The organism is Humibacter soli (assembly GCF_054779035.1).
In genome coordinates this window covers 110528-124515 of record NZ_BAAGYX010000003.1, presented here as the reverse complement: position 1 = coordinate 124515, position 13988 = coordinate 110528, and the positions used below count along the sequence as shown (strand labels likewise).

General features: G+C 65.0%; 16 protein-coding genes and 3 tRNA genes. 3 read left to right on the top strand and 16 right to left on the bottom strand.

Annotated elements, in window-relative coordinates:
- Positions 1 to 80: 80 nt before the first annotated feature.
- The 3 genes from ACYVDN_RS17620 to ACYVDN_RS17610 are packed head-to-tail and all read right to left on the bottom strand — an operon-like array spanning position 81 to position 1779.
- Positions 81 to 719 (bottom strand): anthranilate synthase component II, encoded by a 639-nt coding sequence (locus ACYVDN_RS17620; RefSeq protein ID WP_460573788.1) that lies wholly within the window; start codon positions 717 to 719, stop codon positions 81 to 83.
- Positions 716 to 877: a hypothetical protein gene (locus ACYVDN_RS17615; RefSeq protein WP_460573786.1), complete on the bottom strand. Its 162-nt coding sequence runs from the start codon at positions 875 to 877 to the stop codon at positions 716 to 718. The genes ACYVDN_RS17620 and ACYVDN_RS17615 overlap by 4 nt, the downstream gene beginning before the upstream one ends.
- On the bottom strand, positions 877 to 1779 hold the full coding sequence (locus ACYVDN_RS17610; protein WP_460573784.1) for a class E sortase: 903 nt from the start codon (positions 1777 to 1779) through the stop codon (positions 877 to 879). Before ACYVDN_RS17610 ends, ACYVDN_RS17615 begins: the two co-directional genes overlap by 1 nt.
- Positions 1780 to 1898: 119 nt before the next feature.
- On the opposite strand from ACYVDN_RS17610, the gene ACYVDN_RS17605 reads away from it, so the two are divergent.
- Positions 1899 to 2147 (top strand): cell division protein CrgA, encoded by a 249-nt coding sequence (locus ACYVDN_RS17605; protein ID WP_460573782.1) that lies wholly within the window; start codon positions 1899 to 1901, stop codon positions 2145 to 2147.
- 110 nt (positions 2148 to 2257) lie between these two features.
- Here the strand turns inward: ACYVDN_RS17605 and ACYVDN_RS17600 are convergent, their stop codons facing one another.
- Positions 2258 to 2977, bottom strand: coding sequence for a rhomboid family intramembrane serine protease (locus ACYVDN_RS17600; protein WP_460573780.1), 720 nt, complete (start codon positions 2975 to 2977; stop codon positions 2258 to 2260).
- 176 nt (positions 2978 to 3153) lie between these two features.
- The gene (locus tag ACYVDN_RS17595) at positions 3154 to 3693 is read right to left on the bottom strand and encodes a peptidylprolyl isomerase (protein WP_460573778.1); all 540 of its coding nucleotides are present in this window, start codon (positions 3691 to 3693) and stop codon (positions 3154 to 3156) included.
- Between the two features lie 99 nt (positions 3694 to 3792).
- On the opposite strand from ACYVDN_RS17595, the gene ACYVDN_RS17590 reads away from it, so the two are divergent.
- Positions 3793 to 4305, top strand: coding sequence for a hypothetical protein (locus ACYVDN_RS17590; protein ID WP_460573777.1), 513 nt, complete (start codon positions 3793 to 3795; stop codon positions 4303 to 4305).
- Between the two features lie 58 nt (positions 4306 to 4363).
- Here the strand turns inward: ACYVDN_RS17590 and ACYVDN_RS17585 are convergent, their stop codons facing one another.
- The 3 genes from ACYVDN_RS17585 to ACYVDN_RS17575 form a co-directional block, all read right to left on the bottom strand.
- The gene (locus tag ACYVDN_RS17585) at positions 4364 to 4783 is read right to left on the bottom strand and encodes an NUDIX hydrolase (RefSeq protein WP_460573775.1); all 420 of its coding nucleotides are present in this window, start codon (positions 4781 to 4783) and stop codon (positions 4364 to 4366) included.
- 72 nt (positions 4784 to 4855) lie between these two features.
- Entirely contained in the window at positions 4856 to 5755 is a 900-nt protein-coding gene (gene prpB / locus ACYVDN_RS17580; RefSeq protein WP_460573773.1) for an isocitrate lyase/PEP mutase family protein, read from the bottom strand.
- A gap of 273 nt (positions 5756 to 6028) precedes the next feature.
- On the bottom strand, positions 6029 to 6496 hold the full coding sequence (locus ACYVDN_RS17575; RefSeq protein WP_460573771.1) for a MarR family winged helix-turn-helix transcriptional regulator: 468 nt from the start codon (positions 6494 to 6496) through the stop codon (positions 6029 to 6031).
- A 45-nt stretch (positions 6497 to 6541) separates the two neighbouring features.
- Here ACYVDN_RS17575 and ACYVDN_RS17570 point away from each other — a divergent pair, with 45 nt between their 5' ends.
- A complete protein-coding gene (locus tag ACYVDN_RS17570; protein WP_460573769.1) occupies positions 6542 to 7378 on the top strand; it encodes an alpha/beta fold hydrolase in 837 nt (278 codons plus the stop codon).
- Between the two features lie 16 nt (positions 7379 to 7394).
- Here ACYVDN_RS17570 and ACYVDN_RS17565 read toward each other — a convergent pair whose 3' ends face one another.
- From ACYVDN_RS17565 to ACYVDN_RS17530, 8 genes are all read right to left on the bottom strand, one after another.
- Positions 7395 to 7832: a pyrimidine dimer DNA glycosylase/endonuclease V gene (locus tag ACYVDN_RS17565; protein WP_460573767.1), complete on the bottom strand. Its 438-nt coding sequence runs from the start codon at positions 7830 to 7832 to the stop codon at positions 7395 to 7397.
- A gap of 33 nt (positions 7833 to 7865) precedes the next feature.
- Positions 7866 to 7940: transfer RNA gene (locus tag ACYVDN_RS17560), tRNA-Ala, on the bottom strand.
- A gap of 79 nt (positions 7941 to 8019) precedes the next feature.
- A tRNA-Ala gene (locus ACYVDN_RS17555) sits at positions 8020 to 8092 on the bottom strand.
- An 11-nt stretch (positions 8093 to 8103) separates the two neighbouring features.
- Positions 8104 to 8180 (bottom strand) — tRNA-Ile (locus tag ACYVDN_RS17550).
- Between the two features lie 85 nt (positions 8181 to 8265).
- Positions 8266 to 8676, bottom strand: a complete 411-nt coding sequence (locus ACYVDN_RS17545; protein ID WP_460573765.1) for a DUF3566 domain-containing protein — start codon at positions 8674 to 8676, stop codon at positions 8266 to 8268.
- A complete protein-coding gene (gene gyrA / locus ACYVDN_RS17540; protein WP_460573763.1) occupies positions 8669 to 11290 on the bottom strand; it encodes a DNA gyrase subunit A in 2622 nt (873 codons plus the stop codon). Before gyrA ends, ACYVDN_RS17545 begins: the two co-directional genes overlap by 8 nt.
- Positions 11291 to 11384: 94 nt before the next feature.
- On the bottom strand, positions 11385 to 13376 hold the full coding sequence (gene gyrB, locus ACYVDN_RS17535) for a DNA topoisomerase subunit B (RefSeq protein WP_460573761.1): 1992 nt from the start codon (positions 13374 to 13376) through the stop codon (positions 11385 to 11387).
- A gap of 124 nt (positions 13377 to 13500) precedes the next feature.
- On the bottom strand, positions 13501 to 13986 hold the full coding sequence (locus tag ACYVDN_RS17530; protein ID WP_460573759.1) for a DciA family protein: 486 nt from the start codon (positions 13984 to 13986) through the stop codon (positions 13501 to 13503).
- Positions 13987 to 13988: the final 2 nt, after the last annotated feature.

Sequence of the window (13988 nt, the reverse complement as noted above, 5' to 3'; positions counted from 1 at the left end):
GACCCTGGTCACGACCTCACCGCGGGTTGAGGAGCACGCCCCAGGCGCGCGTGTCGAAACCCGTCCAGCGGAGAGCCGCCTCAGCCGACCGCGAGGAGGGGATCCAGCTGCCTTGCGCGCTCCTGGGCTCCCTCGAGCCCCGCGACGGCGAGCCAGTTGCCCAGCATGCGGTAGCCGTCTTGCGTCAGCACAGACTCCGGGTGGAACTGCACCCCGTAGATCGGCGCCTCGCGGTGCCTTGCGCCCATGATCACGCCACCCGGCGTGCGTGCGGTGACGATCAACTCGTCGGGAACCGTTCCGTCGACCACCGCGAGCGAGTGGTACCTCGTCGCGGTGAACCCCTGGCGAACGCCCTCGTAGAACGGCGAACCGTCGTGCTCGACGATCGACGTCTTGCCGTGCATCAGCTCCTCGGCGTTCGTCACCGTCGCCCCGAGGGCTTCCGCGATCGCCTGGTGTCCGAGGCACACCCCGAGCAGCGGCGTCTTCGTCTCCAGCACGACCCGCACCATCGCGACCGAGACACCCGCGTCCGCCGGAGTTCCCGGTCCAGGGGAGAGCAGCACCGCGTCGTAGCCTGCGACCACCTCGGGGAGGTCTTCGACCGCGATCGCGTCATTGCGCACGACATCCGTCTCGGCCCCGAGCTCGCGCAGGTAACCGTTCAGCGTGTACACGAAGCTGTCGTAGTTGTCGATCACGAGCACGCGCGTCATACGGCCACGGTTCCTTCCTCGTTGCTCTGCAGAAGACTATCGACCCACGGGAAGACCCACGTCACCAGGCAGTAGAGCACCAGTGCTGCAAGCACGATCAGAATCAGGATGCGCAGCCAGACCGGGCCGGGAAGCACACGCCACAGCGCGCCGTACATCAGTTGCTCCCCACTTCTGCCGCGATCTCCTTGGGCGGGCCTGCGGACAGCGGCTGCCACGACTCGAACGTGCCGAACGCCGCGATGCGCTCCTGCGCGTGATAGGGCGGGTTGCACGTGGTCAGCGTGATGTAGCGGTCGGTCGCCTTGGCATCCTTCACCTGCGGCACGTCGTAGAGCACCTGCACAGTGCTCGGCGAGATGTACTCCATGTTGCGGAAGCGGTAGGTGTAGTAGCCGTCCTTGGTCTGGATGTAGATGGCATCGCCGACCTGCAGCTTCGAGACGTCGATGAACGTGTTGCCGTACCCGGTGTCGTGCGCTGCGATGGCGAAGTTGCCGACCGCGCCCGGCATCTGAGTGCCGGTGTAGTGACCGACGCCGGCGTCATAGCTGTTCAGAACGGCCTCGACGTCGACAGACTCGCGGATGGTGCGCTTCCAGTCCGCACCGAACCGCGGAACGTAGATGACCGCGAACGACTCGGCGAACCCCGGGGCCTTCATCACAGGAGGCGGGCCGTAGTCGACGGTCTTCGTGCCGTCCGGTGCGACTGTCGGCGTGGGCGTCGGCGTCGGCGACCCGGAGGCCTGGTCGAGGAAGTCCTGGCTCTGCTGGCCGGCGGCACTGTTCTGCTGGGCGCCGAGTACTGCGGACTGCCACCACGTCTGCCAGCCGAGGAAGAGGAGCACGAGCACTCCGGCGGTGACGAGCAGCTCGCCGATCACACAGACGACAGACACCTTGCGACGACGCTTGCCGGAGCCGCCCGCCGCGCGTCTCCTGGCGTGCATCCGCTGCCCGGGCTGCGTGTGCGGCTCCCCCGAGGAATCCACGGGAGCCGGAAGGGTCTCCGCGAGATGCGGCTCCTCTTCGGGTGCGGAGTCGTGGGGATCGGTCACGAGTCGGAAGTCTAATCTGCGACCCTCTGGACCCGCCGAGAGAGGGTTGCATTCGCCGTCATCCGGGCATCGAACCGCACGGTGAGCGCGGACCCTGCAACGGTTAGAATGTTGGCACTATGGCTTCCAAGACCCGTACCAAGCGCTCCTCCCGACCGGCCGACGCCGCCCGGTCAAACGACGACGCTCCCAACCCGGTATGGTTCCTGCCGGTCATGCTCGGCTTCATGATCATCGGCCTGCTGTGGATCGTCGTGTTCTACGTGAGCGGCAGCCAGTACCCGATTCCGCAGCTCGGCGCGTGGAACATCCTGATCGGCTTCGCGATCGCCTTCGTCGGGTTCCTCATGACGACGCGGTGGCGCTGAGCGCTCTGATCCGCGCCGACTGTCGAGCAATTACACCCATGTAATTATCCCCACTTGTGGGGAAACCTGTGGATAACTCGGTGGCGTCGCGGCCGGTCACCCGACGGTGATCATCCCGCGAAGACGTGCCAGCTTCCGAGCAGGATCAGCAGCACGGTGAACACCACCAGCAGCACGATCTGCAACGGTCGTCTGGACCGCGCCCGCGTCTGCATATAGATGAGCCCGACGATCGCGCCGCCGACGAGTCCACCGACGTGAGCCTGCCAGGCGATCTGGAATCCCGGTAGGAAGCTGATGACGAGGTTGATGCCGACGAGCACCAGCAGCTGTGTGATCGGTCCGCCGAGGTGCCGTTGGATGATCAGCAAGGCCGCCATCATGCCGAAGATGGCACCCGACGCTCCGACCACCGGCTGCACCGGTGAGTCGAGCAGATAGACGCCGACCGAGCCTGCGATGGCGCTCAGCACGAAGAGCACCGCATATCGGGCACGCCCGAGCATGGGCTCCAGCACGATGCCGAAGATCCAGAGCGTGTACATGTTCAGCGCGATGTGCAGGATGTTCGCGTGCACGAACGCCGTGGTGATCATGCGCCACGGCTCGTACGACGCGCCCTGAAAGGTTCCGGTCGGGTAGCCGTAGGCACCTGCGTACCAGAGCGAGGTGGTCACGGGCCCGTTGGAGAGCCCGGTGATCCACTGCAGAAGGAAGACGACCACACAGATCGCGATGATCGTGTACGTCACGACCGGCTGGCGCGGGCCGGTCAGCCTGGTCAGGAACGCCGGCTTGGTACGCGGCGCGGTGGCGCGCTGCTGCCGCATGCACTCTGGGCAGATGAAGCCGACGGGCGCCGGGGTCTGGCACTGACCGCAGATCGGCCGACCGCAGCGCTGGCAGCGCACATAGGTCGGCCGATCGGGATGCCGGTAGCAGGTCGTCGGAGACGGCTCACCCGGCGAAGAGGGTTGCGTCACTTCGGGGGCTCGGACTCCTGCGGCTACGCCTGCTCGATCGTGACCGACTCGATCACGACGTCGTCGAGCGGGCGGTCGCGTCCATCGGTCGGAACACCGGCCAGCTTGTCGACGATGCGACGCGAATCGTCGCCCGCGACCTCGCCGAAGATGGTGTGCTTGCCCTGCAGCCAGGTGGTCGGCGCGACGGTGATGAAGAACTGCGAGCCGTTGGTGCCGCGGCCGCCCTGGATTCCGGCGTTCGCCATGGCGAGCATGTAGGGCTGCGTGAAATCGAGGTCCGGGCTGATCTCGTCGTCGAAGCGGTAGCCGGGGCCGCCGGTGCCGGTGCCGAGCGGGTCGCCGCCCTGGATCATGAATCCCGGGATGATGCGGTGGAACACGACGCCGTCGTAGAGGTTGTCCGTGCGCGCCTCGCCCGTCTGCGGGTCGGTCCATTGCTGCTCGCCCGTGGCGAGGCCCACGAAGTTCTTCACGGTCTTCGGGGCGTGGTTGCCGTAGAGATTAACGGCGATGTCGCCATAGTTGGTGTGCAGCGTGGCCACTGCGGTGTGCTTGGACATGGGCTCAATTCTTACATAGCGGTTTCGTGGTTCCCCTGGCCGTCCAAGCTTTCGGTGGCAAGATGGAGAAACCCGCACATTCGACTGGGTGGAGGAAACGTGAGTCTGTCACGCAAGCGCCAGAAGGAACTCAACCGGCTTCGCGCAGAGGTCCAGGAGCTGTGGGATACCCAGCAGCAGGTTCTCGGCCGCGCAAACGTCGCGGCACAGGAGGCCGGCCGTCAGGCCGTTCACCTGACGAGAGAAGAGGTGGCCCCTCGGGTGAAGGAGGGCTACCACCAGTATGTGAAGCCCGTCACCCGTGCCGCAGGCGATGTCGTCACCGGCACCGTCGTACCGGTCATCGGCACCGCTCTCGGCACTGCCCTGAGCGTGGCGGATGTCGCACACGACGCCCGTGTTCAGGCGGCCATCAAGCGGCTCCAATCCGCCAAGGGCGAGCTCACCAAGAAGTCGGAGAAGTCGGGTCCCGGTTTCGGCACCTACTTCGCACTGGCCCTCGGTGCCGTCGCGCTGATTGGAATCGCCTACGCTGTGTGGCAGACGTTCCGGGCCGACGACGAGCTTTGGGTCGCAGAAGAAGAGACGACCGAGCCTCCCCTTCAGGACTGACCCGCCAGGCGGTGAAGAGCGGATGCCCCGGCATCCGGCTCTTCCGTGTACCTGGAGCTCAGGCGATGAGGCCGGCGAACCGCAAACCGGTGTCGACCAGGGAGACCTTGCGCAGCGACGCGACCTCACTCAGGTCGAACCAGCGCGCCTCGTCGGTGGAGCCGTCGGCTTCGTTCTCCAGGTCGCCGCTCACAACGTGGGCGCGGTAGACGATCCGTAACGCCTGCAGGGCGCCGTCGCCGGAGATGCGCTGGTCCTCGGGGATGACGTGCGAGTGCACGCCGAGCAGTTCGTCGAGCACCGCGTGGTAGCCGGTCTCCTCCTGCACCTCGCGCACCGCGGCATCTGCCGGATCCTCACCTGCTTCGATTCCGCCGCCAGGCAGCGTCCACCCGCTTCGTCCGTGCTGGTTCCAGTGGGCCAACAGCACCTTGGGGCCGTCGACGATGACGGCATAGGCGGCGACGCGGATGTCCATGGAGACACCCTACGTCCCCCCTGTCGGGCAAGAGCTGAGTGCCCCTCAGTGGCGACAAGACCGCGCGAGCCCTCAGCGACCGATCGTGAAGTTGAAGATCGACGTGTCGAAGTGGTTGTAACCCTCGTAGTCGATCAGCTCGTAGAGCTCCGACCTGTGCTGCATCTCATCGAGCTTGCCGGCGAGTGTGCCCTTCTCGTTCAACTCGTCGAGGCCGCGCATGGCAGCGCCCATCGCGAGCCGCAGCAGCGACACCGGCCAGATCATGATATTCATGCCGACGTCCGCGAGCTGCTGCACGGTGAAGAGATCGCTCTTGCCGAACTCCGTCATGTTGGCCAGAAGCGGCACGTCCACGGCGGCACGCACCGCCTCGAACTCCTCGAGGGTCGCCATCGCCTCGGGGAAGATCGCGTCCGCTCCGGCATCCGCGAGCGCCTTTGCCCTGTCGATCGCAGCAGCCAGTCCGTCGACGGCACGGATGTCGGTGCGGGCCATGATCAAGAAGTTGGGGTCGCGCCGGGCATCCACCGCCGCGCGAATGCGCTGCAGAGCGGTGTACTCGTCCACCACCTGCTTGCCGTCGAGGTGTCCGCAGCGCTTGGGGTTCACCTGGTCCTCGATGTGCAGGCCGGCGACGCCCGCGTCCTCGAATTCCTGAACAGTGCGCGCCACGTTCATGGGCTCGCCGAAGCCGGTGTCGGCATCGACGATGGACGGAAGCTCGGTCATCCTCGCGATCTGCTTGGAGCGACCGGCGACCTCGGTGAGGGTGGTGAGGCCGATGTCGGGCAGGCCCAGGTCGACTGAGAGCACGGCGCCTGAGACGTAGACGCCGTCGAAGCCCTTGCTCTCGATGAGCCGGGCGCTGAGAGGGTTGAACGCACCAGGAAAGCGGAGCAGCTCGCCGGTCGCAAGCCTCCGCCGAAAGTCGGCCCGTTTGTCGGCCGCCGACGTCGAGGAATACAGCATGCCATCACGCTAGCAAGCGGTTCTCGACCCTGATGCGGGGGCGCCCCCTCCGGCAAGGGGGGTCGAAGGGGGCGCTTCGGGGAGTCATCCCCACCACGTCGATGATCAGCTCGACGTGGGGTCTTCATCGGCCCGGAGACGCGATGCGACAATCACGCCAAGAGTGGCAGCGGGATGATGCGCTCGGCCAGGATCTCGGCCGAAACTCACCCCGTAATTCACCCGGTTCTCATACCGACTAGCGCAGGCTCACCCTGCCGGCGTGCCGCTCGACTACTGCCGCGATCCCTCGACAAGGATCGCGGTCTGCTCGGTGGTGATCTCGACGGCACGTTCGAGGTGCCGCGCGAGAAAGCGCAGCTCGTCGACGGTGTACTCGGCGTAGAGGCCTTGAAAGGCGCGGCCGATGCCGGCGTAGACGTTCTCGCGGCCAGTGAGGCCTTCCGGGACCGCAGTGACCACGATGCGTCGGCGATCGGCGGGATCGGACTCCCGAGTCGCGACCCCCAACGCGCACAGGCGGTCGACGATCCCGGTGACGGCGCCGGAGGTGACGTGAAGGCGCGACATGAGCGCGCCCGCCGATTGCGGGCCCTCTCTGAGCAGGATGCTCAACGCCTTCATGTCCGTCACGCCGAACCCGTACCGCGATGCCGCGATCTGTTGGAAGAGCGCCGTCTGAGTGGCGTCCTGCTCGCTCAGCAGCTGCAGCCGGTCGGTCAGTTCGTCTCGCTCGGTCATCCCTTTATCTTGGCATGTCATTATCTTAGTCGCTAAGATGACTACATGATCACGTCCACCCTTGCTCCCAGCACCATTCGCGCAGCCGACGGCACCGAGCTCGCTGTGCACTCCGTAGGCACGGGACCGGATCTCGTCATCGTGCACGGCGCCATGCAATCCGGGGTGAGCCAGCGCGACCTCGCACTTCTTCTCGCCGACCGCTTTCGGGTGCACTTGCTGGACCGACGCGGGCGAGGCGACAGTGGTCCACTCCCGACCCGGCCGACTCAGGCGACGGCTGTCTCGGACCTTCTGACCGTGCTCGAGGTGACGGGAGCGCAGCGAGTCATGGGTGTCAGCAGCGGCGCGCTGATCTCCGCAAGGGCCTCGCTCGAAAGCGATCGAATCGCACGGCTTGCGCTCTTCGAGCCGCCGTTGTCGATCGACGGCTCCATGAATCTCCGGGGGGCGGACGAGGTCATCGCAGCAGTCGCGTGCGGTGACATCCCGCGCGCCGCTGCGATCGGCATGAAGGTCGCCGAGATGGGTCCGGCGTGGATGTTCAGGATGCCCGTTCCCGTGCTCGCCCTCGCGTCGCGTGGCATGCTGCGCTCTCCCGATCGCCGACGAATGGCCGAGGCAATGCCGGACGACTTCGCGATCGTCATGGCCAACGCTGACCGCGTTGCCGACTTCGCTGCGATCCGTGCTGAGACGCTCCTGCTCGACGGCACCGCCACCAGACCCTATCTCCGACGCGCGGTAGCCGCTCTCGCCGCGACGATCCCTGGGTCCCGGCACGTCGAGCTCGCCGGCCAATGGCACAGCGCAACGCAGAACAGCGACGAGTACGGGCACCCGGAGCTCGTCGCCCCCGTGCTTTCGGACTTCTTCGCCTAGCAGATACCAGGCCGATTCAGGCCGTGGATAGCCGTTCCCAGTGTTCGACCGGACCGGGAACGATGCGGAACAGTGGATGCTGCTCCGGGGCGGCTTCGCGCACCCACTCGGCACGCGCCGGGTCACGTTCCTGCAGCTTCGCCAGGAGATGTTCCCACTCGTAGGAGACTTGCCCGTCTGTGACCGCGACCAGGGCTTCCTTCATACCCGGTCGGTCGATGCGGGTCCGGTCGAAGTGGTATCCCCGCGCGTCGGCCTCGTCGGCCAGTCCGGTCAGATATGCGCCGATGGCGCCGATCGGGTCATCCTGCGCTCGAAAGCGCACCAGCTGCGGATGCCGTGTGTAACCACGTGTACGCCCGGCAAGAACGGCCTGAGCGAGCAACGACTCTCGCCAGCAGGCCACAAGACCTTTGGCATCCAGGAAGCGCGGATGAACCGACCAGATCCGCATAGAAGCGTCCCTTCGGCACGCCGATCCACACTGTGGAGCCTAGGAGAATCGAACTCCTGACATCCTGCTTGCAAAGCAGGCGCGTAGCGCCCATCAACACGCCGGTCCCCGCCCGGCGTGCGTCGCTTCGCGATCGCGCCGTACACGCCGCCGCGATCGCTATGGTACGGAACACAGGAAGCAACTGTGGAGCCTAGGAGAATCGAACTCCTGACATCCTGCTTGCAAAGCAGGCGCTCTACCAACTGAGCTAAGGCCCCGTGCGAGGAATTGGTGGGGATACGAGGACTTGAACCTCGGACCTCTTCGTTATCAGCGAAGCGCTCTAACCGCCTGAGCTATATCCCCTGGTACGACCACTCGAAAATGGCCGAATGAAAGACTACCTGAGCGCTGTCGATCTCGCGAATCGAGGCGGCAGCTGGACCGTCGATCAGCTGTTGGTGAAGCCGACGAGCAGGCCTCCGGTGATCTTCACGCTGAGGTTGTAGAGCAGCGCGCAGACGGCACCGAGCGCCGTCGTCACCACGAGGTTCAGGATCGCGACCACGATCGAGAAGCCCATCACCGTGCCGAGACCGAGGATCGACTTCAAGTCGGTTCCGCTCGTACCGGAGATGTCCTTGAACAGGCTGTTCAGGTTGTCGAAGATTCCCGTCTGGTCGAGGACGGTCCAGATCAGGAACGATCCGACGATCGAGATGATCGCGAAGCACAGTCCGATCAGGAACGACAGCTTCACCGCCGACCAGAAGTCGACGTAGACCAGGCGGAGCCTGACCTGCTTGCTCGAGGGCTTGCGAGAGGACTTCCGTGCCAACTGTTCCGCGACGCTACTACTCATCTACCGTGTCATCCTTTCCGGGCTGCTCGGCCTCCGCGTCGGATTCAGTCTCTTCCGACTCGGCGTCGTGAGCGTCCAGATTCCGCTCGCTGTTGCGCGCGATTGCGATGATCTTGTCATCGTCGGCGAAGCGAGCGAAGACGACACCCATGGTGTCCCGACCCTTGGCGGGCACCTCGGCCACGGCAGAGCGTACCACCTTGCCACTGGCAAGAACCACGAGAACCTCGTCGTCGTCCTCCACGATGAGAGCACCTGCAAGGTCCCCTCGGTCATCACTCAGCTTCGCGACCTTGATGCCCAATCCACCGCGTCCTTGGAGCCGGTATTGGTCGACCGCTGTGCGCTTCGCGTACCCGCCTTCGGTCACCACGAACACGTAACCATCATCGGCGGAAGCCGTCGTGTCATCGCGTTCGAGACCCGGCGCGGCGATCACTGCGGCGTCCAGCAGCGAGTCGTCGTCGCGGAAGTGCATGCCGATCACGCCCGACGTCGAGCGTCCCATCGGCCTCAGCGCGTCATCCGTCGCGGTGAATCGCAGCGACATGCCCTTGCGCGAGACCAGCAGGATGTCGGAGTCGTCCTCCGTCAGCAGTGCCGAGATCAACTCGTCTTCCTCACGCAGCTTGATCGCGATGATGCCGCCTGTGCGGTTGGTGTCGTACTCAGCGAGCGGGGTCTTCTTGACCAGGCCGTCGCGGGTCGCGAGCACCAGGTATTTCGCGACCGAGTAGTCGCGGATGTCGAGGATCTCCGCGATCTCCTCGTCGGGCTGCATCGCGAGCAGGTTGGCGACGTGCTGACCCTTGGCATCCCGACCCGCTTCAGGCACCTCGTACGCCTTCGCACGGTAGACGCGACCCTTGGTGGTGAAGAAGAGCAGCCAGTGGTGCGTGGTCGTCACGAAGAAGTGGTCGACGACATCCTCACCGCGCAGTTGGGCACCCTTGACACCCTTGCCGCCACGATGCTGCGACCGGTAGTTGTCGCTGCGGGTGCGCTTGATGTATCCGCCACGCGTGACGGTGATGACCATCTCTTCTTCGGGAATGAGATCTTCGACGCTCATGTCGCCGTCGAAGCCGTACAGGATGTTCGTGCGGCGCTCGTCGCCGTATTTGTCGGCGATCTCGGTGAGCTCCTCGCTCACGATCGAGCGCTGGCGGGCTCCATCGGCGAGGATCGCCTTGTAGTCCGCGATCTCGGCCTCGAGTCGGGCGAGGGCGTCGATGATCTTCTGACGTTCGAGAGCGGCGAGGCGACGCAGCTGCATCGACAGGATGGCGTCGGCCTGCACCTGGTCGACCTCGAGCAGGTCCATCAGGCCGGCCCTGGCCTCCTCGGAGTTCGGAGAACGACGGATGAGCGCGATGACCTCGTCCAGTGCGTCGAGCGCCTTCACGAGTCCACGCTGGATGTGCGCGTCTTCCTCTGCCTTGCGCAGACGGAACTGCGTGCGGCGCACGATGACGTCGATCTGGTGATCGACCCACGCGGTGATGAACCCGTCGAGCGGCAGCGTTCGAGGCACGCCGTCGACGATCGCCAGCATGTTCGCGCCGAAGTTCTCCTGAAGCTGCGTGTGCTTGTACAGGTTGTTCAGAACGACCTTCGCGACGGCGTCGCGCTTCAGAACGATCACGAGTCGCTGACCGGTGCGACCACTGGACTCGTCGCGGATGTCGGCGATGCCGGCGATGCGGCCGTCCTTGACGAATTCCGCGATCTTGATCGCGAGGTTGTCGGGGTTCACCTGGTAGGGAAGCTCGGTGACGACCAGGCTCGTGCGGCCCTGGATCTCCTCGACGTTCACGACGGCACGCATCGTGATCGAGCCGCGGCCCGTGCGGTAGGCATCGTGGATGCCCTTGACGCCGAGGATCTGCGCTCCGGTCGGGAAGTCAGGACCCTTGATGCGCTCCATCAGTGCTTCGAGGAGCTCCTCGCGCAAGGCATCCGGGTGCTCGAGCGCCCACAACGCACCGGCGGCGACCTCGCGCATGTTGTGCGGAGGGATGTTCGTCGCCATGCCGACCGCGATGCCGACAGAGCCGTTGACCAGAAGGTTTGGAAAGCGGCTGGGCAGGATCGACGGCTCCTGCGTGCGGCCGTCGTAGTTGGGCTCGAAGTCGACGGTGTCCTCGTCGATGTCGCGCACCATCTCGAGTGCGAGTGGAGCCATCTTGGTCTCGGTGTACCGCATTGCAGCGGCGCCGTCGTTGCCCGGGGAGCCGAAGTTGCCCTGGCCGAGCGCGAGCGGGTACCGCAGGCTCCACGGCTGAACCAGTCGCACGAGCGTGTCGTAGATGGCGGTGTCGCCGTGCGGGTGGAACTGTCCCATCACGTCGCCGACAACACGCGAGCACTTCGAGAAGGCGCGGTCAGGACGGTAGCCGCCGTCGTACATCGCATAGATCACACGGCGGTGCACGGGCTTCAGGCCGTCACGCACCTCGGGGAGCGCGCGGCCGACGATGACCGCCATCGCGTAGTCGAGGTAGCTGCGCTGCATCTCGATCTGCAGCTCGACGGGCTCGATCTTGCCGTGCATGATGCCGGAACTGCCATCGCCCGACACTGTCTGCTCGTTGCCGTCGGTCTCGTCTGCCATCTACTTCTCTTCTTCTCTGACGTCTGATGCGGTTCGTTTCACGCTGGTCTCTAGACGGCGTTCGCCTCCTCAACCGGCGGTGAGCGGTTCGACCTCAAATATCCAAGAAGCGCACATCCTTCGCGTTCTTCTGGATGAAGTGCCTGCGCGACTCCACGTCTTCGCCCATCAGGGTCGCGAACGTCTCGTCGGCGGCTGCCGCGTCATCCATGGTGACCTGCAGCAGCGTGCGGGTCTCCGGGTCCATCGTGGTCTCCCACAGCTCCTGGTAGCTCATCTCGCCGAGACCCTTGTAGCGCTGGATGCCGTTGTCCTTCGGGATCCGCTTACCGGATGCCAAGCCATCCGCCATCAGCGCGTCGCGCTCTCGGTCGGAGTACACGAACTGGTGCTCGGCGTTCGACCACTTGATGCGGTACAGCGGCGGCTGCGCGAGGTAGACGTAGCCCATCTCGATGAGTGGACGCATGTACCGGAACAGAAGGGTGAGCAGCAGCGTCGTGATGTGCTGTCCGTCGACGTCGGCATCCGCCATCAGAACGATCTTGTGGTACCTGGCCTTCTCGCCATTGAACTCTTCGCCGATACCCGTTCCGAAGGCGGTGATCATCGCCTGGATCTCGGTGTTGGCGAGTGCACGGTCGAGTCTGGCCTTCTCGACATTCAGGATCTTTCCGCGCAGCGGAAGGATGGCCTGGGTCGCAGGATTGCGGCCCTGCTTGGCCGAGCCTCCGGCCGAGTCACCCTCGACGAGGAAGATCTCGCTCTCCTCGGGATTGCGGCTCGAGCAGTCCGACAGCTTGCCGGGCATGCCGCCACCCTCGAGCAGGCCTTTGCGCCGGGCGGTATCGCGCGCCTTGCGTGCTGCGAAGCGCGCCGTCGCCGCCTGGATGGCCTTGCGGATGATGTCTTTCGCCTGGTTCGGATTGCGATCGAACCAGTCGCCGAGCTGATCGCCGACCACCTTCTGCACGAAGGCCTTCGCCTCGGTGTTGCCGAGCTTGGTCTTGGTCTGACCCTCGAACTGCGGCTCGGCGAGCTTCACCGAGATGACCGCGGTGAGGCCCTCACGCACGTCTTCGCCGGAGAGGTTGTCATCCCTTTCTTTCAGGATGCCCTTCTCACGGGCGTACTTGTTGACGAGCGTCGTCAGCGCGGCCCTGAAACCCTCTTCGTGGGTTCCACCCTCGTGAGTGTTGATCGTGTTCGCGTAGGTGTGCACGCTCTCGGTGTAAGCGGTCGTCCACTGCATGGCGACCTCGAGGGCGATCTTGCGCTCGGTGTCCTCGGACTCGAACGAGATGATGCCGTCGTTCACGACCTCCGCGCGCTTCGCCGAGTTGAGGTACTCGACATAGTCCTCGAGCCCACGCTGGTAGAGGAAGGTGTCGTTGCGACCCTGAACCGGTTCGCCGTCTTCATCCAGCGTCTCTTGCGGACGCTCATCCCGAAGGCTGATCGTCAGACCCTTGTTGAGGAAGGCGTATTGCTGAAAACGAGTGCGCAGCGTGTCGTAGTCGAACTCGATGCTGTCGAAGATGTCGGCGCTCGGCCAGAAGGTGATGGTCGTACCGGTGTCGGTCGTCTCCTCGCCCTGCTCGAGCGGGCCGTCGGGCACGCCGACGTGGTAGGTCTGCCTCCAGGCGTGACCCTGCTGCTTGACCTCGACCTCGAGCCGGGAGGACAGCGCGTTCACCACCGATGAGCCCACGCCGTGCAGGCCGCCGGAGACCGCGTAGGCACCACCGCCGAACTTGCCGCCGGCGTGCAGAACGGTGAGCACGAGCTCGACGGTCGAGATGCCCTCTGGCTGGTGGATGCCAACCGGAATGCCGCGTGCATTGTCGACGACCCGTACCCCGCCATCCGCTGTCAAGGTGACGTTGATGTGATCACCCTGGCCGGCGAGGTATTCGTCGACGGCGTTGTCCACGATCTCGGTGACCAGATGATGCAGTCCTCGCGGTCCGGTCGAGCCGATGTACATGCCGGGCCGCTTGCGTACCGCCTCGAGACCTTCGAGAACCTGAATCTGGCTCGCGCCGTACTCGTTGTCGGATCCAGCCGTATTCGGTTCCATCGTCATCGGGAATTGAGCTCCTGACCGCACTTTTTTCGTGACTTCTCATCTTATCAAGCGGTACCTGGTCATAGGGCGAGAAACGGCCGTCTGACGCGATGAAAATGTCGGGTTGAACAGATTTGCCTGCTCAACCGTAAGTGTCGCGTGGACCGCGCCCTGGAATCGACCTGGGGCCGCGTTTCCATGAGGGGACGTCAGGTCCCATGAAGCGCATACTTTCCACACCCGCATCGGGGTATCTCAGCTGGATGTGCAGAAGGAGCTCACCGCGCATCAGCCGCAGCTGCGTCGCCCAGCTCGTCGAGTCGCACCGCACCGTGAGGACGCCACCCTCGATCCCCGCTGGATCGGAATGCTTCGCCGTCTCGTCGCCGACCACGTCGGCCCACGCCGCCAGCAGCTCGGACTTCGCCAGCGGCGAGTTCCAGCCGAGCTCGTCGGCGAGCGACGCGATCGCTCCGGAGAGGCCCAACGGCTCCCGGCCGGGGTCGAACGGCTGACTCGTCTTCGTGCCCTGGCGCGCACTGTCCCGCTTCGTTCCGCGGCGCGCATAACCAGGATCGGCGCCGAACAGCTCCTTCAGGTGACGGTAGTACTCGGCCGACTCACTCATGG